Origin of the sequence: Malaciobacter mytili LMG 24559 (genome assembly GCF_003346775.1) — a bacterium.
Classification (GTDB): domain Bacteria; phylum Campylobacterota; class Campylobacteria; order Campylobacterales; family Arcobacteraceae; genus Malaciobacter; species Malaciobacter mytili.
Genome location: NZ_CP031219.1, coordinates 1,457,959 through 1,475,821, shown reverse-complemented (window position 1 = coordinate 1,475,821; position 17,863 = coordinate 1,457,959). Strand labels below are relative to the sequence as shown.

Genomic DNA, 17,863 nt, shown 5'->3' with positions numbered 1-17,863 from the left:
GTAAAGAAACAGTAAATATAGTAGCTTTTTCAATAAAAATAAACTTTAAAATAAACCTTTTTAATCTCTTTTAAATACAGATAAACTTGACACTAATTATTTATTTTCTAATTTTTCACATTTATATGAGTTTTAAGTTAAATTATTATTTGAACTCTTATTTTTTTTATTTTATTTACTTAAATCTACTATTATAAATAAAAATAATTTTAATGGCCTGAAAATAAAAAGTGTTATTTTATATAGTTATTTTAACTATTAAAAGCTAGAAAACAAATATAATTTGCAGGTTTGAAACAATTAATTGCGAATAGTTAAGATTAATAATTATTTTTGTATGGATTATTTATCTTCTTTATGTTAGAATATCTAAAATATATATTAAGGAGTATGTTATGAATACAAGTATTGTAGGAAGACACATAGAACTAACAGAGCCAATTAAAGATTATATTAATAGTTCTGTAGAGATTTTCAAAAAATATAACTTAGATATTATATCTGTTAACTCAATTATCTCTCAAGATGAAAAAAATGGTAAAAAAGCATTTACATTTGAATTTACTTTAAATATCGCTCATCTAGATACTATTGTTGTAAAACAAAAAGATAAAGATCTATACGCTGCTATTGATATTGCAGTTGATAGAGTATCTAAAGTTTTAAGAAGACATCATGATAAAATAAGTGGACACAAAGCAACTAAATTATCTGAGGTTGAAGCTTCAGCTGTTGAAGATAAAATTGCTAACGAGTTAGAAAAACTTGAAAATGAAATTGTTCCAGTTAGATTAACTTCTTACAAACCTATAGATATTGAAGAAGCTTTAAATGATTTAAAAGCATCTGATGCAGTATTTAAAGTATTTTATGACAAAGATGATAACTTAAGAGTTCTTTATAAAACTAAAGAAGAAGGAAAATTTGGATTATATTAATAGAAGATATTAATATAATTTAAGAGGTATTAGCAATTTTGCTAATACCTTTTTTAATTTAGAAAAAATAGGAAATAGAAAAAATGAAAGAACCATTAAAAAAAATTGCTTTAATTGGACAACCAAATGTAGGGAAAAGTTCTCTATTTAATAGAATTGCTAAAAAAAGAATAGCAATTGTTTCAGACTTAGCTGGTACAACAAGAGATATTAGAAAGCATGAAGTTGAAGTTTTAGGAAGAAAAGCCTTAATGCTTGATACAGGAGGAATTGATGAAACAAATGATGCAATTTTTAGTAATGTAAAAAGAAAAGCAATTGAGTGTGCAAAAGAGGCTGATATAATACTTTTTATGGTAGATGGGAAAAGAATACCAGATGATAAGGATAAAGAACTATTTTATGAGCTTCAGGATTTAGGTAAAAGATTAGCTCTAGTTGTTAATAAAATTGATAATGATAAAGAAAAAGAAAGACTTTGGTCTTTTTATGAATTTGGTATTGATGATGAAAACCTTTTTGGTATCTCAGTTTCTCATAATAGAGGTACTAAAAAACTATTTGAATGGATAGCAAAAGATTTACCACCAAGTGAAGAAGAGATAGCTTTAGCCTTACAAACTCTTAAAGAAGAGAAAAAAGGACAAGATGATGATGATTATTTTGAAGATGAAGAAGAGTTTGAAGAAGAGTATATAGAAGAAATTTATGAAGAAGATGACGAAGAGCAAGAAGAAGATTGCGATGATAAAATTAATGTAGCAATTATTGGAAGAACAAATGTGGGGAAAAGTTCAATCTTAAATGCTTTATTAGGAGAAGAAAGATCAGTAGTTTCACCAATAGCAGGAACAACAATTGACCCAGTTGATGAAGCTTTTGAATATGAAGGAAAAACTATTACTTTTGTTGATACAGCAGGTCTTAGAAGAAGAGGTAAAATTGAAGGAATAGAAAAATACGCCCTAATGAGAACTAAAGAGATGCTAGAAAAAGCAAATCTTGCATTGGTTGTTCTTGATGCCTCTGAAACATTAGTAGATTTAGATGAAAAAATTGCTGGACTTGTGGATGAATATGGATTAGGTACTATTATTGTACTTAATAAATGGGATGAAAATATGGATACTTTTAAAAAGTTTGAAGAGACTGTAAGAAGTAAATTTAAATTTTTATATTATGCTCCAATTATTGCTGTTTCAGCTAAAACAGGAAGAAGTATTGGAAGATTAAAAGATAAAATAATTGAAATATATAATAATTATTCTCAAAGAATACCAACAGCTACTTTAAATAAAATTGTAGAAGAAGCAGTAATTAGACACGCCCTTCCAAGTCCAAATGGTAATTATTTAAGAATTTATTATACAACACAGTTTGAATCAAAACCGCCAAGAATAGCTCTTATTATGAATAAACCAAATCTTTTACACTTCTCTTATAAAAGATATTTAATTAATTATTTAAGAGATAATATTAATTTTGAAGGTACACCAATTCATATTTTAGCAAGAAAAAAAGGACAAAGAGAAGAGGATAATGAAGAGTCTTTTCAAGGTTAAGATATGAAAAATATCTATCTTTTAAGCAATTTAAAGTTCCCTAATGTGGAAAATTTAGAAGTATTTAAAATAAATTATCTTAAAAAACAAATTGATTTTAATAGATATGATGCAATTATTTTTACTTCTAAAAATGCCGTTTATTCTATTGATTCTTTTAATAAACAGTGGAAAAATCTTCCTTGTTATGCAATAGCAAAAAAAACTGCACAAATTATTGAAAAAGTAGGAGGAAAGGTAGATTTTGTAGGTAATAGTGGTCATGGAAATGAATTTGCTTATGAACTTTTATCTGTTTTAAAAAATAAAAAGGTTTTATATTTAAAAGCATCAAGAACTGTTTCAAATTTAGTAGAGATTTTAAAATCAAATAATATTCAAATAGAAGATATTGCCATATATGAAACGGTATGTAATAAAGAATTAAATACAAACTTAAAAGATAACTCTATTTTTATCTTTACTTCACCTTCTTCAATTGAGTGTTTTTTTAAAAAATATAGTTGGAGAAGCTCTTTTGAAGCTATTGTAATTGGAAATACAACAGCAAAATTTTTGCCAAAAGAAATAAAATATAAAGTGAGTAATTCCACAGCAATAGAAGAGTGTATAAAACTTGCTAAGAATTTATAATTTTAATCTTTACTTCAAGCATAATTAGGTAAAATAATTATATCTAAGTAGTTCGGGATATCCATTGTTGAGGGTCCGAATACTGTATTTTTGTGAGTAATTGTAACTATATGGTGTGTAATGCTTCAATATGTTTGCGTTCCTAATATAGAGTTCTTACTCCTGTTTTTGGCTTTTGTGGGCCATTTTGATGGTTAACGGCTACTTGGAAACTACAAACTAATTTAAGGAAATCTAGTGAATATATTAATTCTTGGAAGTGGTGGGAGAGAATACTCTATAGGTCTTAGTATTTTTAATGAGAAAAAACATACTTTATTTTTTACACCAGGAAATGGTGCTACTGAGAACTTAGGTAAAAATATTAATATAAAAGATTATGAAGAGTTAGCTTTATGGGCAAAAGATAATAATATTGATTTAACAATTGTAGGTCCTGAAGCTCCATTAGTTGATGGTGTAGTTGATATATTTAGAAAACATAACTTAACAATTTTTGGACCTAGTCGTGCAGCAGCTAGACTTGAAGGTTCAAAAGCTTATATGAAAAATATTCTTAAAAAATATAATATTCCAACAGCAGCTTTTATTGAAACAACAAATGAGCAAGAAGCTCATGCTTTTATTGATACAATGAATGAGCCAATAGTTGTAAAAGCAGATGGTTTATGTGCAGGAAAAGGTGTAATCATAGCTTCAACTAAACAAGAAGCTAAAGAAGCAGCCTCTGAAATGCTAAATGGAAACTCTTTTGGTGAAGCAGGAACAAATGTAGTAATTGAAGAGTTTTTAGATGGATATGAACTATCTATTTTTGCAATTTGTGATGGAGTAAATTATAAAGTATTACCTGCTGCTCAAGATCATAAAAGAGTAGGGGATAATGATACAGGTCCAAATACTGGTGGAATGGGAGCATATGCCCCTACACCTTTAGTAAATGATGAAATTTATAAAAAAGTTGAAGAAAGAGTAATTAAACCTACTTTAGAGGGAATGAGAAAAGAAAATGCTGCTTTTGAAGGGGTATTATTTATTGGAATCATGGTTGTAAAAGGTGAACCAATTGTACTTGAGTATAATGTAAGATTTGGTGATCCTGAGTGTGAAATTCTTATGCCTTTACTACAAACTCCTGTTTCTGAGCTTTTTTATAAAGGTGCTACAAAAGATTTAGATTCATTGGATATTAAAATTAAAGATGAATTTGCAGTTGGGGTTGTAATGGCAAGTGGAAACTATCCTTATTCAAGTAGTGAGCCTGCTGAAATTATTGTTGATGAAATAGTAGATGAAGATATTTTAAATAATACACATATCTCTTTTGCTGGTGTAGAGAAAATTGATGGTAAACTTATGGCAACTGGTGGAAGAGTTCTTGTTTGTGTTGGATTTGGGAAAAGTATTAAACAAGCAAGAGATAGAGCTTATGCTTTATGTGGGCAAGTTCATTTTGCTGGTAAAAAATGTAGAACAGATATTGCTTATCAGGCATTAAAGTAAGTTTATGAATACTTCAAATAATACAGATTTACAATTAGCATCAATGATATCAAGAGCTATGGCTTTTATTATTGATGATTTCTTAATTACGTTTCTAGTATTAATAGTTTTTTGGGATAGTGTAGCAGCATCAGCAAATGATGCTGCTATAGTTTTAGCTATTATGAATCAATTTTTATTACCTATTCTTTTTATTAAATTCATTTATCAAAGTTTTTTTGTATGGTATTATGGAGCTACAATAGGGAAAATTATTGTTAAAATAAGAGTAATTGATTATAATAACTTAGGAAGAGTTTCTTTACTATCTTCAATGTTAAGATCTATTGGAAGAATTTTTAGTGAAATGTTTTTTTATATTGGATTTTTAATTGGATTTTTTAATGATGGAAGACAAACTTTTCATGATAAATTTGGTAGGACGCTGGTAGTTAATGTTTAAGAAATTAGTATTTATTTGTTTAGTTGCCTTATGCAGCAAAGTTAGTGCAAAAGACCTTAATAGTGAAAAATTTCAAATTGTTGCAAATAATGTAGATAGTGAAAATGATAGTATTATCGCCACTGGAGATGTTGTTATCTTCTCTTCTAGTTATTATGCAAGTGCAAAAAAAGTTGTATACAATCAAAAAAATGATACTTTTGAATTTTTTGATGATGTTTTAATTATAAAAGATAATAAAATCCAAACACAAAGTGATTATGCATTTTTAGATAATACAAACAATGCTTTATATCAAAAACCTAGTTTAATTTTTGAAAATGCTGGAAATATCTGGATAAACTCAAAAGAATCTAAAAAAGATAAAGAGATTATTACTTTAGAAGACTCTGTTTTATCAAGTTGTGATTGTGAAGATCCAACTTGGAGTATTAAAGCTTCAAGTGCAAAATATAATTCTGAAACAAAATGGCTTCATGCTTTTAATACAAGATTATATATTAAAGATATTCCTGTTTTATATACACCTTATTTTGGTTTTTCAACAGATAGAAGTAGAAGAACAGGTCTTTTACTTCCAACTGTGGGGTATGGTAAAAATGAAGGTTTTGTATATGTTCAACCAATTTTTATTGCACCTGCTGAAAATTATGATTTTGAAATTATTCCTCAAATTAGAACAAATAGAGGTAAAGGTATTTATGGGTATTTTAGAATGGCAGATTCAAAATATTCAAATTTAAGTATTGGAACTGGATATTTTAAAGAAAAATCTGATTATTTTGAAGAAGAAGAATTAAGAAATCAAGAGCATTATGGTTGGGAAATAAAATATGAAAGAACAAAACTTTTCTCAAATGATGAGTCTCAAGATGGCTTATATGTTGATGCAAAATATTTTAATGATATAGAGTATAGAAATATTGAAGATAGAGATTATAATGAAGATGAAGAGAAAAAAGTAGAATCGAAAATCAACTATTTTTATAATACTTCAAACTATTATTCAGGGTTATATTTTAGACATTATAAAGATATGTCACTTGAATCAAATAGAACAACTATGCAAGAACTACCACAATTGCATTTTCATAAGTATTCACAACCAGCATTTTTAGATAATCTTTTATATTCAATTGATACAAGATATACAAATCATACAAGAGATGAAGGAATTACAGCTCAAAAATATGATTTAAATATTCCAATTTCTTATTCTATACCACTTTTTGATGATTATTTACAATTTATAATAAAAAATGAGACAGTATTAAATCACTATAAATATTCAAATACTGATTTAAAATTAAAAGATGGAACTTTTGTTGAAAATATTACAACTTTAGGATTAAGTACAGACTTATTAAAGCCTTATGATAGTTTTATTCATACAATGAACTTATCTGCTAGTTATGTGGATGCAACAACATTGGAAAAAACAGGAGATTTATATAGTATAAATACTTCTACAAATGAATTAAGCGTATTTCCTATTAATGAGACAAAAAGAGCTATTGAATTGGCTTTAAATCAATCTTTTTATGATATTGAGGATTTAAGACAGATAATTAATCATAAATTAAAACAATCAATCGCTTTTGATAATTTTAATAATCCAAAATTACAAAATTTAGAAAATGAGATTATTTATAACTATTTCTTAGGAACAATTTCTAATAAAGTAATTTATAATCATGAAGATAATACTTTTATTGAAAACTCAACAGCTTTTACTTTAAGCTATGAAGATTTTATTTTAACTTTAAGTTATTATATGTCTAAAGATACTCCAAACTCTGGAAAAGAGGATTTGGAATCATATAATATCAATGCAAATTATACTATTTCAAATGATTATAAAATTGGATATTATGAAAACTATAATATTAAAGATAAGCTAAGAAGTAAACAAGGTATTTTATTTAGTATATTAGATAGATGTTGGGAATTGGATTTTAGATTAGAAAAAGAAATTAAAGCTAGTTCAAGTGAATTATATACTAGAAAAAAACAAGATGTTTTTTATGTGCAACTATTATTAAAACCAATTGGTGGAATTCAGCAAAATTATAAAGTAAAAGATAATAGAGAGTAATTTATGCAAAATGAACAAATATATTTTAAAAATAGGGATGTAGCTGCTTTTAGACTATTAGATGTTCTTCCAATTGAGAGTATGAAACTTGAAGAGTGGACTGTAATAGCTGCCTCTTATGGAGGTGTTCCTATTGCTAAAATAATTGCAAATAGATTGGAGTCAAATTTTGATGTTTTATTTACAAGTAAAATTATGGCTCCAAATAATGAAGATTGTGAAATTGCAATTGTTACTGAAACAGAAGAGGTAGTTATTCATGAAGAGTTAGCTAAATCTTTTGAAATTAGTTTGGATTTTATCTTTGCAAAATCTAAACAAATTTATGAAAAACAATTATTAAAAACTGTAAAACTTTATAGAGAAGGTGATACTATAAAGTCTTTAGAAAATAAGAATGTTTTATTAGTGGATGAAGGGTTAAATACAGGTCTTACAATGATGGCTTGTATTAAAACTGCTATTAATCTTGGTGCAAAATCTGTATCTGTTGCAACACCTATATTACCAAGTGCAAGTGTTCCAACTATAGAGTCTATTGCTGATGATTTGTATTATGTAAAAAAATTAGATCATTTTATTTTTATAGATTTTTACTATGACAAATTAGAAAATATAAATTTTGAAGATATAAAAAAACTTAAATAAAGGAAAAATGTATGTCAACAGTGTGTGAGTTTGAATTAAATGGGAAAAGAGAGTTTTTTGAATTTAATAAAGTAGCAAAACAATCAAATGGTTCTGTTTTAGCAAAATTAGGTAATGCAGTAGTACTTGCAACCGTAGTAAGTGAATTTGATAATCCAGTAGAAGAGGATTTTACTCCACTTACTGTTCAATATGTTGAAAAGACATATGCAGCTGCAAAATTACCAGGAGGATTTATTAAAAGAGAATCAAAACCTAGTGAATTTGAAACTTTAACTTCAAGAGTAATTGATAGAAGTTTAAGACCCCTTTTCCCTAAAGGATATGTATATCCTACTACTATTACAGTAATGGTACTTAGTGCAGATAAAGATGTTGACCTACAAGTTTTAAGTTTAAATGCAGCAAGTGCAGCACTGTATACTTCAAATATTCCTGTAAAAAAATCAGTTGCAGGGGTAAGAATAGGGAAGGTTGAAGGAGAATATATTGTAAATCCAACAGCTTCTCAATTAGAACAATCTACTTTAGATTTATATGTAGCAGGTTCAAAAGAAGAACTTTTAATGATAGAAATGAAAGCTATTTCAAATGAAGAGATGGTGGAAGTAGATATTGAAGCTTTTACTAAAGTTCATAAAACAAATGAGATGAGTGAAGATGATTTAGTTGAAGCAATTTCTTTAGCTCAAAAAGTTTTAAATGAAGTAAATACTACATACGAAAATGGATTTGAGATTGTTTGTAAAGAGAAAAAAGAAGTTGAATTAGTTCAATTTACAATAGATGAAAAGATTATTGAATATGTAAAAGAAAATTATTCAAATAATATAAAAGAGGCTATTAAAAAATTAGCAAAAAGTGAAAGAGCAGTTGAGTTAAAAGAAGTTGCAAAACTAATCTCAACAGATACTTACTCTTTAGAAAATGAAATTTCATATAGTGAAATATATGAAGCAGTTTCTATTGTAAAAAGAGAAATTGTAAGAGCAATGATAGTTGATGAAAAAGTAAGAGCAGATGGTAGAGGGCTAAAAGATGTTAGACCAATTTGTATTGAAACAAATATTTTACCATCAACTCACTCTTCTTGTTTATTTACAAGGGGTGAAACTCAAGCTTTAGTTGTAGGTACAATTGCAGGACCTAAAGATGGACAAATGTATGAAGTTTTAACTGATAAATCAACTTCTATGGAAAACTTTATGGTTCATTATAACTTCCCAGGTTTTTCAGTTGGTGAAGCAAAACCTATGTTTGGAGTAGGAAGAAGAGAGTTAGGACATGGAAATCTTGCTAAAAAAGCTTTAGAAGCTACTATTGATAAAGACTTTTCAGAAACAATTAGGTTAGTATCAGAAATTTTAGAATCAAATGGTTCTTCATCTATGGCTACTGTTTGTGGAGGTTCTCTTGCACTTAAAGCAGCAGGTATACCTATTTCTAATTTAGTTGCTGGTGTTGCTATGGGTATGGTTGTTGAAGGGAATAAATATTCTGTATTAACAGATATTATGGGATTAGAAGACCATGATGGAGATATGGATTTTAAAGTTGCTGGAACAAAAGAGGGAATTACTGCTTTACAAATGGATATAAAACTTGGTGGGATTGAATTAGAAGTATTAAAAGAGGCTTTACTTCAAGCAAAAGAAGGAAGAATGCATATTTTAGGACTTATGGAAGAAGCTGCACAAGAGATTGTTCCAAGTGAAGCATTACCTTTAGTAGAACAGTTTGCAATTGACCCAAGTAAAATTATGGTTATTATTGGAAAAGCAGGTGCTACTATTAAAGAAATTATTGAAAAATTCTCTGTATCAATTGATTTAGATAGAGATAGCGGAAATGTAAAAGTAAGTGGAGAGAATAAACAAAATGTTCTTGATGCTTGTGAACATATTAAAACTATTTCAAATAATGCTTCTTCAAAAAAAGATAATGTGAAAAATTTAGATTTTGAAAAATTATATCAAGTTGATGAAGTTTTAGAGGGAAAAGTAGAAAGAATTACTGATTTTGGTGCTTTTATTTCTTTACCAAAAGGTGGTGAAGGTTTATTACATATCTCAAAAATTTCTAAAGAGAGAGTAAATAATGTATCAGATGTTTTAAAAGTGTCAGATACTGTAGAAATTAAAGTATTAAATGTGAAAAAAGATAGAATTGAATTAGCTTCTGCACTATTATAAAATTTTTAATACTAAATTAATAGTTCTTTAGTTAAGATATAAAAAATAATATTTATTTATAGAAAATAAGGGGTTTTTAATGGCTAAGCTTTTAATAGTAGATGACTCAACAATGTTAAGAGATATGTTAAACTATGCACTTAACGAAGGTGGGTATACTGATGTAACTGAAGCTGTTGACGGCGTTGATGGTTTAGAAAAAGCTAAGGCTTCAATGTATGATCTAATTATTACTGATGTTAATATGCCAAATATGGATGGATTAACATTAATTAGTGAATTAAGAAAATTGCCACAATATTCAACTAAACCTATTTTAGTTTTAACGACTGAAAGAAGTGATGAAATGAAAGCAAAAGGAAAAGCTGCTGGTGCAACTGGATGGATTGTAAAACCATTCGTTCCTGATCAGTTGTTAAAAGCTGTAAATATTGTGTTAAGTAGATAAAAAAGGATAAATCATGGCAGGTTTTGATATATCTAAATATAGAGAAATGTTCGTAGAAGAGGCAGAAGAGCTTTTTGAGTCTGCTGATAATGTTTTGCTAGAAGCTGAAACTAATGGAAGTTTAACAGATGAACAAATGGGACAACTTTTTAGAGATGTACATACTTTAAAAGGTAGTGGTGCTTCTGTTGAATTAAATCTATTTGCTGAATTTACTCATAATGTTGAAAATATGATGGATAAATTAAGAAATCATCAAATAGAATTTCAACCTGAAATGGCTTCTACATTAATAGATGGTTTAGATGTAATGAAAGAACTTTTAGAGTTAGAAGTAGCAGAAGATCTAACAAGAGAAACTTTTGAAGAAATGACATCTGAACTATTAAAAGAGATTATTGCATACTCAAATGGTGAAGTTGTTGTATCAAAATCACAGCCACAAGAAGTTAAAGTAGAAACTCCTACTGAAACAAAAGTACAAGAAAGTACAAAGGAAAACAATTCTATAGGTTTTTTTGATGATGATTTAAATGAACAACGAGATCATAAAACATATGGTATTTTTGCTGATGATGATTTAGAAGAGGGAAATACTCCTTATGGTTTCTTTGATGATGATTTAGAAGAAACAGCAAGATTAAGTATGAGTGATACTTCTTCTCAAAGTATTTATGATGATGAAGAAAATTTTGGTTTCTTTGATGATATGCCATCAATTACTCCTAATTCTAAAATGGAATTAAATGAAGTTAAAGAAGAGCCAAAAATAGTACCTGAACCAATGCCTGTTAAAGAAGTAAAAGCAGTAAAAGAAGAACCAAAAAAAGTTCCTACTCCTGCTACTAGACCAGCAGTTGAAAGAAAAGCAAAAGAGGTTTCAGCAGCTGCAGAAGCTTCTAAAAAAGCTGCTTCTGCAAACAATAATATTAGAGTAAATTTAGATAAAATTGATTTACTTATGAATAATGTTGGAGATTTAGTTATTACAAATGCTATGCTAACTCAATTTTCAACTTCAATTGAAGAAGCAAAAACAAGAAATGCAGTTTTAGAAAGATTAGAACTATTAGAAAGACATATTAGAGATATGCAAGACTCTATTATGAGTATTAGAATGGTTCCAATGGAATCTATTTATTCTAAATTCCCTAAAGTTGTAAGAGATATTTCTAAAAAATTAAATAAAAAAGTTGAATTTAAACATTATGGTGATGGAGTTGAAATTGATAAAGCGATGATTGAAGGATTAACAGATCCTTTAATGCATATTATCAGAAACTCTTTAGACCATGGTTTAGAAACTCCTGATGAAAGAGTTAATAACGGGAAAAGTGAAACTGGATTTATTACAATTTCAGCAGAGCAAGCTAATGGACAAATGATTATTACTATTAAAGATGATGGTAGAGGAATTGATGCTGAAAAAGTTGCTTCTAAAGCTTTAGAAAATGGTTTAATTGATGAAAATCAATATGCAACTATGACAGAAAATGATAAAGCTATGCTTGTATTTGGTGCAGGAGTTAGTACTGCAAAAGAAATTACTGATATTTCTGGTCGTGGTGTAGGTATGGATGTTGTTAAAACAAATATACAAAAACTTGGTGGAGCAATTAAACTTGATACAGAAAAAGGTTATGGAACTACAATAACTATTATGTTACCTTTAACTCTTGCAATTTTAGATGGTTTAGATATTGCAGTTGGAGATCAAAAATATATTTTACCACTAAGTTCAATAGTAGAATCATTACAACCAACTTCTGATATGATAAAGAAAATTGGAGATGGAACTCAAGACTTATTAATGTTAAGAGAAGAGTTTATTCCTGTTGTAAGATTACACCAATTATTTGGAATTAAACCTACATTTGAAAAACTTGAAGATGGTATGTTAATTGTTGTTAAATCAGGTAATACAAAAGTAGCTATTTCTATTGATGAGTTCTTAAATCAACATCAAGTGGTTGTAAAACCTTTAGATAAAAACTTTAGAAGTGTTGATGGAATAGGGGCTGCTACAGTTAGAGGGGATGGAAGTATTGGTCTAATTTTAGATGTTCTTGGAATTATCAATGCTCAAATCAAGATTGAAAAAAGTATTAATGCATTAAAGAGAAAAGCCTCTTAAAAGCCTATGAATGATAATACAGTACATTTACATGAAAGAGTAAAAAAAATTCTTTATTCTCTAACTGGAATTACTCTAGCAGAGAATAAAGATATTATGATAGCGAATAGGTTACATAAGCTAAGAAGAGATACAAGGTTTAATGGAGATTTAGAAGATTTGTTAGATGCTATTGAAAAAGGTAGCAATACAACAGAATTTATAAACTCTTTTACAACTAATAAAACACATTTTTTTAGAGAATGTTTTCATTTTGAAGATTTAAGAGATAGGATTTTACCTACTTTTGCAAAAAGTGGACAGCAAATTAAAATGTATTGTTCTGCTTCTTCTACAGGTGAAGAACCTTATTCTATGGCTATGACAGTTATGGAAGCAAGGGAAACCTTAGGTAGAAGTCTAAATGCAACTATAATAGCCACAGATATTGATACAAATGTTTTACAATATGCAGCAAATGGGGTATATAGGTTTTCTAAGTCTTCAAAAGAGTTTCCTTCTTGGATTAAACCTCAAAAGTATTTTAAAAGAAGAGTTGAAAAGAATCTTGCAAATGAAGAGATTCTTATAAAAGTAAAAGATGAATTAAAAAAGATGATTACTTTTAAGATAATGAATCTTAATGACTCGTCTTATCCATATAATAAAAATGAATTTGATGTTATATTTTGTCGTAACGTATTGATATACTTTTCAGTAGAAGATCAAAATAAAATATTAAAAAAACTTTTCTCACATTTAAAAATAGGTGGGACTTTATATTTAGGACATTCGGAAAATCCACATGATTTAATAAATTATGTGCAAAGAGCAGGGCAAAATATTTTTATAAAGACTAAGGATATATATTGATAATAATCGGTCATAAAGATGGAAGTATTGAAAAAGCTTCAAATTCAAGATTTACTCAAAAAGTTAAAGGCTTTAATACTCACACAATTATTGGTGGAGAGTTTGCTGTTGGAAGAGATGACGACGAAGTGGCTTTTAAAACTTTACTAGGTTCTTGTGTTGCAATTATGTTTTATGACAAAAAAACGAAAATTAAAGGTATGAACCATTTCTTATTGCCCTCTACTAAAAACTCAAATGAAGATATGAAATATGGTCTTTATTCAGTTGAAGCCATGCTAAATGAGATGTATAAATTAGGTTGCAGAAAAGAAAATATTTCTGCGAAAATTTCCGGTGGTGCTGATATTATGCAATTAAATAGTGCTTCAATTAACAGTATTGGGCATAGAAATGTAGAATTTGCAAAGGATTTTTGTAGAGCTGAAGGATTTAAACTTATTAGTGAACACACTAGGGGTGAGCATGGTAGGCTAATTCTTTTAACTAATGATTTTGATACATTTATTAAAGTTACTCAAAAATCTGCGACAGATGCTAAAATCGTATCTGAAGAAAAAGCACTTCAAACGGAGATTACGAAAGAGCCAGTTATCAAAGAATATGTTGGTGGTGTTGACTTATTTAACGAAGAATATAAGAAAAAAGATGAACCACAAATGGAAATTGAACTATTTTAATATAAATGAGAATAGAGTATGTATACAGTTTTAGTAATTGATGATTCACCTTCTATGAGAAGAATTTTAAAAGATATGATTAATTCTATTGAGGAATTTGAGGTAGTTGCTGATGCAATGGATGCTTATGATGCAAGAGAAAAAATCAAACAATATGAACCAGACTTAGTAACTATTGATATAAATATGCCTAAAATGGATGGTGTTACTTTTCTAAGAAATCTTATGAGACTTCACCCTATGCCTGCTGTTGTAGTATCAGGTGAGAGTGTAAGAGGAAATGATATTTTTGATGATGGTGCAGTGGGATTTATCCCTAAGCCTGAAAATGGTGAATCAATGGCTCACTTTCAAGAGAGAATAAAAGATACTTTATTAAATTTAACATTCCTTTTAAAAAGATATACTTTAAAAAAACCAAAACCTTTAAAACCAGTTGCAAAAACTGCTTCAACAGAGATTGAATATAAAATTCATCCAGATGAAGTAATAAAATCTTTTCCTGCAACTTTTCCAGGAGGAAAACTAATTGCAATTGGTTCTTCAACAGGTGGAGTTGAGTCTTTATTAAAGGTATTTAGAAGATTACCTGCTAATTTACCTCCAATAGTAATAACACAACATATTCCTTATGGATTTTCTTCATCTTTTGCTCAAAGATTAAATGCAAACTCTGATTTACATGTACATGAGGCAAAGGAGGGCATGATACTAGAATATGGTCATGCTTACTTAGCTCCTGGTAATATGCATTTATCTATTGAAAAAAGAAGAGATGGTAAATATGTTACTAGATTATTAGATACTAAAAAAGTAAGTCATCATAAACCAAGTGTAGATGTATTATTTAGGTCTGTTAATAATAGTGCTGGTGGCGGAGCTATGGCTGTTATGATGACAGGAATGGGTGATGATGGTACAATTGCAATGAAAGAGCTACATGATAATGGAGCTTATACAGTTGCACAAAATAAAGAGAGTTGTGTTGTATTTGGAATGCCTGCCAAAGCAATAGAGGCAAATGCTGTAAAAGATATAATACATTTAGATGAAATTGCAGATTATATTGTAGAATTTGCAAAAGGAAGAAGAAGATAGATAAGATATATATTATCTGGCTTCTTTTAAAGGATACATAAATTAGTTTGAAAATTATAGTTTTCAATACTAAAATATATTATTTTACTATTTAGAGTATTCTTTTTAGATAAATAGTAATTATGCTAGAATTTTAATATTATAGATAAAAGGTTTTAAATGAAATATGAATTGGATTTTTATAAGGAATTTGATAAGAGTTTAAAGTTTTGGATTGAAAGAGTTATTAGAAATAAACTTACTACTTTATCAAATCGTTTAGTTGAAAATCAAAATGAACTATCTAAGATATTACAACATTTAAATAAAGGTACTAAAGATATAGAAGAACTTAATACAATTGTAAAAAAAGCAAGAAATATAGGTTTATCTGGAATAAATACATATTTTAACCCCCTATTAAAGCTATACAATTACTTAACTGAGCTTGGTTTTGCTTCTATGAAAGAAATAGATGAAGAAGTTTTAAGTGATTTTTTAGCAACTGTTACAAGTGGACTTTCTGATGCTTCTAAGAAAAATCATCGAATCGCCCTACTATCTTTATTTTCTTATATTGATAAACAAAATGCAAAAGAAGATGGAAACTCTTATTTTTATAAAATTGAATTAAAAAATTGGCAAGGTTTAAGTGGTAAAAGTGGTACTAAATTACCTGCTTATATGAATAAAGATGAAATAGATAGATTTTTACAAGCAATTGATACTTTTGAGTTTAGTGAAAATACCTCTTATAGAAATAGATTAATTATAAAAACTATTATCTATACAGGTGTAAGGGTTTCTGAGATATTAAATTTAAAAATAAAAGATATTTTTAAAGAAGATGATGTATATATTTTACAAATAAAAGGTAAAGGTAATAAGCCAAGAGTTGTAATGATAAAAGCTAAAATTATTGAAAATGATTTAAAAAATTGGCTTGATATTAGACTTTGTAATAATGATTTATTAGTATGTAATAAAAAAGGAAATAGATTAACTCAAGCATATGTAAGTAGAATGGTTGAAAATATATTAATAACAGCAGGTATTAGAAAAGAAAAAAATGGAGCGCATATGTTAAGACACTCTTTTGCAACTTTATTATATCAAAAACATCATGATCTAATTTTAGTACAAGAAGCATTGGGACATGCAGATATAAATACTTCTAGAATTTATACTCACTTTGATAAAGAAAAACTAAAACGTACAATGGATATATTTTAAATGAAAATTTTTTTTACTAAAATTTTAAAAATTAACATCTAGTGTCAATAAATTGTACAACTAAGACTATATCTTATAGCCCTAGTAATACTTTTAAATCTACTTTGAAGATAAAGCTAGTTTAACTGCTAATCCACCTAATACAAAAGAAGTTAAAATATTCATATATTTTACAATACTAGGCTTTTCTAATAGTTTTTTACTTAATATATTTCCTGTCACTCCAATCAAAGAAAAAGTAATAATCGTCAAAGTCATAAAAATCACACCTAAAGTAATCATTTGCATAGGAATATTTCCATTTGAGGGAGTAACAAACTGTGGTAGAAATGCTAGAAAAAAGATAGAAACTTTAGGATTCAAGACATTCATAATAAAACCCTTAATATAAAGTTTTTTAAGTTCATTTGATGAATTTTGAATACTTAAATCAAGTGGTACATTTCTATATTTAAAAGCTTGATAAGCAATATACAATAAATAAGCAGCACCAGCAAATTTAACTAAGTTAAAAGCAATTTCTGAGGTTTGAAAAATCACAGAAATACCAAAAGCAGCAGCTGTTGTATGTATAGTAATACCACTTGTAAGACCGAGAGTTGTAACAAATGCAGCTTTTTTACTTTTAGTCATCCCTTGGGTTAATACATAAATATTATCAGGCCCTGGCACTAAACATAATATAAATGATGTTGCAATAAATAAATATATACTTGATAATTCTAACATATAAAATCCTTTTTTTGAGGTATTATACTTAATTATTTTTTAATTTTAGTATTTGCTATTTATCTCTTTACTTTTGGGAAATTTTAGGAGAAAAAGCAACACTTTTTTAAATACAAATCAAAGATTACGTAATTTTAATATATTTATGGGAAGTATACTTATCTTATTTGCATTAACAATTTGCTATCAAATTTAAAATAAAAGAAATTTGGGATATTTAAACCCCCTATTTTAGTATATCAACTAAAATAAATTAACAAAATTCTTATATTAAAAAACATTAAATATTACTAGAATATACTTATTTAAAAGGATTGTAATGACCACATTAATTATTGTAGCTCATGGAAGTAAATTAGAAAGTTCAAATATGGAAGTAATAGAACTTGTTAAAAATATAAAAAAAGAAAATAATTCATTACATATTACTTATGCTTTTTTAGAATTATCTAAACCTTCTCTTTTAGAAGAAATAGAGGAACAAATAAAAACAGGAGCTAAAGAAATAAAAGTTTTCCCCTACTTTTTGGCAGCTGGAAAACATGTAAAAAGTGATATACCTAATATAATAGAACAATCAAGAGTTAATTATCCTAACATTAAATTTGAATTATTACCACATTTAGGTATCTGTAAAGGAATAAGTTCTTTAATTTTATCAAATATTCTAGAAAAGGATATTTAGCATAAGACAGAA

The 17,863-nt window shown here is 27.6% G+C and carries 16 protein-coding genes; 15 read left to right on the top strand and 1 reads right to left on the bottom strand.

Translation table 11 applies throughout. The features are described from left to right. Nucleotides 1-395: 395 nt before the first annotated feature. The 14 genes from hpf (at nt 396) to AMYT_RS07400 (ending at nt 16,437) form a co-directional block, all read left to right on the top strand. Nucleotides 396-938 (top strand): ribosome hibernation-promoting factor, HPF/YfiA family, encoded by a 543-nt coding sequence (gene hpf, locus AMYT_RS07465; RefSeq protein ID WP_114841924.1) that lies wholly within the window; start codon nt 396-398, stop codon nt 936-938. 83 nt (nt 939-1,021) lie between these two features. Continuing rightward, nucleotides 1,022-2,500: a ribosome biogenesis GTPase Der gene (gene der, locus AMYT_RS07460; RefSeq protein ID WP_114841923.1), complete on the top strand. Its 1,479-nt coding sequence runs from the start codon at nt 1,022-1,024 to the stop codon at nt 2,498-2,500. A gap of 3 nt (nt 2,501-2,503) precedes the next feature. Beyond that, nucleotides 2,504-3,133, top strand: coding sequence for a uroporphyrinogen-III synthase (locus AMYT_RS07455; protein ID WP_114841922.1), 630 nt, complete (start codon nt 2,504-2,506; stop codon nt 3,131-3,133). A gap of 237 nt (nt 3,134-3,370) precedes the next feature. Further along, the gene (gene purD, locus AMYT_RS07450) at nt 3,371-4,636 is read left to right on the top strand and encodes a phosphoribosylamine--glycine ligase (RefSeq protein ID WP_114841921.1); all 1,266 of its coding nucleotides are present in this window, start codon (nt 3,371-3,373) and stop codon (nt 4,634-4,636) included. A 4-nt stretch (nt 4,637-4,640) separates the two neighbouring features. Further along, nucleotides 4,641-5,078, top strand: a complete 438-nt coding sequence (locus tag AMYT_RS07445) for an RDD family protein (protein WP_114841920.1) — start codon at nt 4,641-4,643, stop codon at nt 5,076-5,078. Then, entirely contained in the window at nt 5,071-7,173 is a 2,103-nt protein-coding gene (locus AMYT_RS07440; RefSeq protein ID WP_114841919.1) for an LPS-assembly protein LptD, read from the top strand. The genes AMYT_RS07445 and AMYT_RS07440 overlap by 8 nt, the downstream gene beginning before the upstream one ends. 3 nt (nt 7,174-7,176) lie before the next feature. Next, on the top strand, nt 7,177-7,821 hold the full coding sequence (locus tag AMYT_RS07435; RefSeq protein ID WP_114841918.1) for a phosphoribosyltransferase: 645 nt from the start codon (nt 7,177-7,179) through the stop codon (nt 7,819-7,821). Nucleotides 7,822-7,832: 11 nt separating this feature from the next. After that, nucleotides 7,833-10,013, top strand: a complete 2,181-nt coding sequence (locus AMYT_RS07430) for a polyribonucleotide nucleotidyltransferase (RefSeq protein WP_114841917.1) — start codon at nt 7,833-7,835, stop codon at nt 10,011-10,013. A gap of 79 nt (nt 10,014-10,092) precedes the next feature. After that, nucleotides 10,093-10,461 (top strand): response regulator, encoded by a 369-nt coding sequence (locus AMYT_RS07425; RefSeq protein ID WP_114841916.1) that lies wholly within the window; start codon nt 10,093-10,095, stop codon nt 10,459-10,461. Between the two features lie 13 nt (nt 10,462-10,474). After that, nucleotides 10,475-12,595: a chemotaxis protein CheA gene (locus AMYT_RS07420; protein ID WP_114841915.1), complete on the top strand. Its 2,121-nt coding sequence runs from the start codon at nt 10,475-10,477 to the stop codon at nt 12,593-12,595. 6 nt (nt 12,596-12,601) lie between these two features. Further along, nucleotides 12,602-13,447 carry a CheR family methyltransferase gene (locus AMYT_RS07415; RefSeq protein ID WP_114841914.1) on the top strand — a complete coding sequence of 282 codons (846 nt, stop codon included), beginning with the start codon at nt 12,602-12,604 and terminating at the stop codon, nt 13,445-13,447. Further along, nucleotides 13,444-14,127, top strand: coding sequence for a chemotaxis protein CheD (locus tag AMYT_RS07410; RefSeq protein ID WP_114841913.1), 684 nt, complete (start codon nt 13,444-13,446; stop codon nt 14,125-14,127). Before AMYT_RS07415 ends, AMYT_RS07410 begins: the two co-directional genes overlap by 4 nt. Nucleotides 14,128-14,145: 18 nt before the next feature. Next, complete coding sequence (locus AMYT_RS07405) at nt 14,146-15,225, top strand: protein-glutamate methylesterase/protein-glutamine glutaminase (protein ID WP_114841912.1); 1,080 nt, start codon at nt 14,146-14,148, stop codon at nt 15,223-15,225. A gap of 159 nt (nt 15,226-15,384) precedes the next feature. Further along, a complete protein-coding gene (locus tag AMYT_RS07400) occupies nt 15,385-16,437 on the top strand; it encodes a tyrosine-type recombinase/integrase (protein WP_114841911.1) in 1,053 nt (350 codons plus the stop codon). Nucleotides 16,438-16,536: 99 nt separating this feature from the next. Here AMYT_RS07400 and AMYT_RS07395 read toward each other — a convergent pair whose 3' ends face one another. Beyond that, nucleotides 16,537-17,166: a LysE family translocator gene (locus AMYT_RS07395; protein WP_114841910.1), complete on the bottom strand. Its 630-nt coding sequence runs from the start codon at nt 17,164-17,166 to the stop codon at nt 16,537-16,539. Between the two features lie 319 nt (nt 17,167-17,485). Here AMYT_RS07395 and AMYT_RS07390 point away from each other — a divergent pair, with 319 nt between their 5' ends. Further along, nucleotides 17,486-17,851 (top strand): sirohydrochlorin chelatase, encoded by a 366-nt coding sequence (locus AMYT_RS07390; protein ID WP_114841909.1) that lies wholly within the window; start codon nt 17,486-17,488, stop codon nt 17,849-17,851. The last annotated feature ends 12 nt before the right edge of the window (nt 17,852-17,863 follow it).

Coding starts and splice junctions, on each gene's coding strand:
- hpf (WP_114841924.1), top strand. CDS start 396: ATGAATACAAGTATTGTAGGAAGACACATAGAACTAACAGAGCCAATT.
- der (WP_114841923.1), top strand. CDS start 1,022: ATGAAAGAACCATTAAAAAAAATTGCTTTAATTGGACAACCAAATGTA.
- AMYT_RS07455 (WP_114841922.1), top strand. CDS start 2,504: ATGAAAAATATCTATCTTTTAAGCAATTTAAAGTTCCCTAATGTGGAA.
- AMYT_RS07445 (WP_114841920.1), top strand. CDS start 4,641: ATGAATACTTCAAATAATACAGATTTACAATTAGCATCAATGATATCA.
- AMYT_RS07440 (WP_114841919.1), top strand. CDS start 5,071: ATGTTTAAGAAATTAGTATTTATTTGTTTAGTTGCCTTATGCAGCAAA.
- AMYT_RS07435 (WP_114841918.1), top strand. CDS start 7,177: ATGCAAAATGAACAAATATATTTTAAAAATAGGGATGTAGCTGCTTTT.
- AMYT_RS07430 (WP_114841917.1), top strand. CDS start 7,833: ATGTCAACAGTGTGTGAGTTTGAATTAAATGGGAAAAGAGAGTTTTTT.
- AMYT_RS07425 (WP_114841916.1), top strand. CDS start 10,093: ATGGCTAAGCTTTTAATAGTAGATGACTCAACAATGTTAAGAGATATG.
- AMYT_RS07420 (WP_114841915.1), top strand. CDS start 10,475: ATGGCAGGTTTTGATATATCTAAATATAGAGAAATGTTCGTAGAAGAG.
- AMYT_RS07415 (WP_114841914.1), top strand. CDS start 12,602: ATGAATGATAATACAGTACATTTACATGAAAGAGTAAAAAAAATTCTT.
- AMYT_RS07405 (WP_114841912.1), top strand. CDS start 14,146: ATGTATACAGTTTTAGTAATTGATGATTCACCTTCTATGAGAAGAATT.
- AMYT_RS07400 (WP_114841911.1), top strand. CDS start 15,385: ATGAAATATGAATTGGATTTTTATAAGGAATTTGATAAGAGTTTAAAG.
- AMYT_RS07395 (WP_114841910.1), bottom strand. CDS start 17,166: ATGTTAGAATTATCAAGTATATATTTATTTATTGCAACATCATTTATA.
- AMYT_RS07390 (WP_114841909.1), top strand. CDS start 17,486: ATGACCACATTAATTATTGTAGCTCATGGAAGTAAATTAGAAAGTTCA.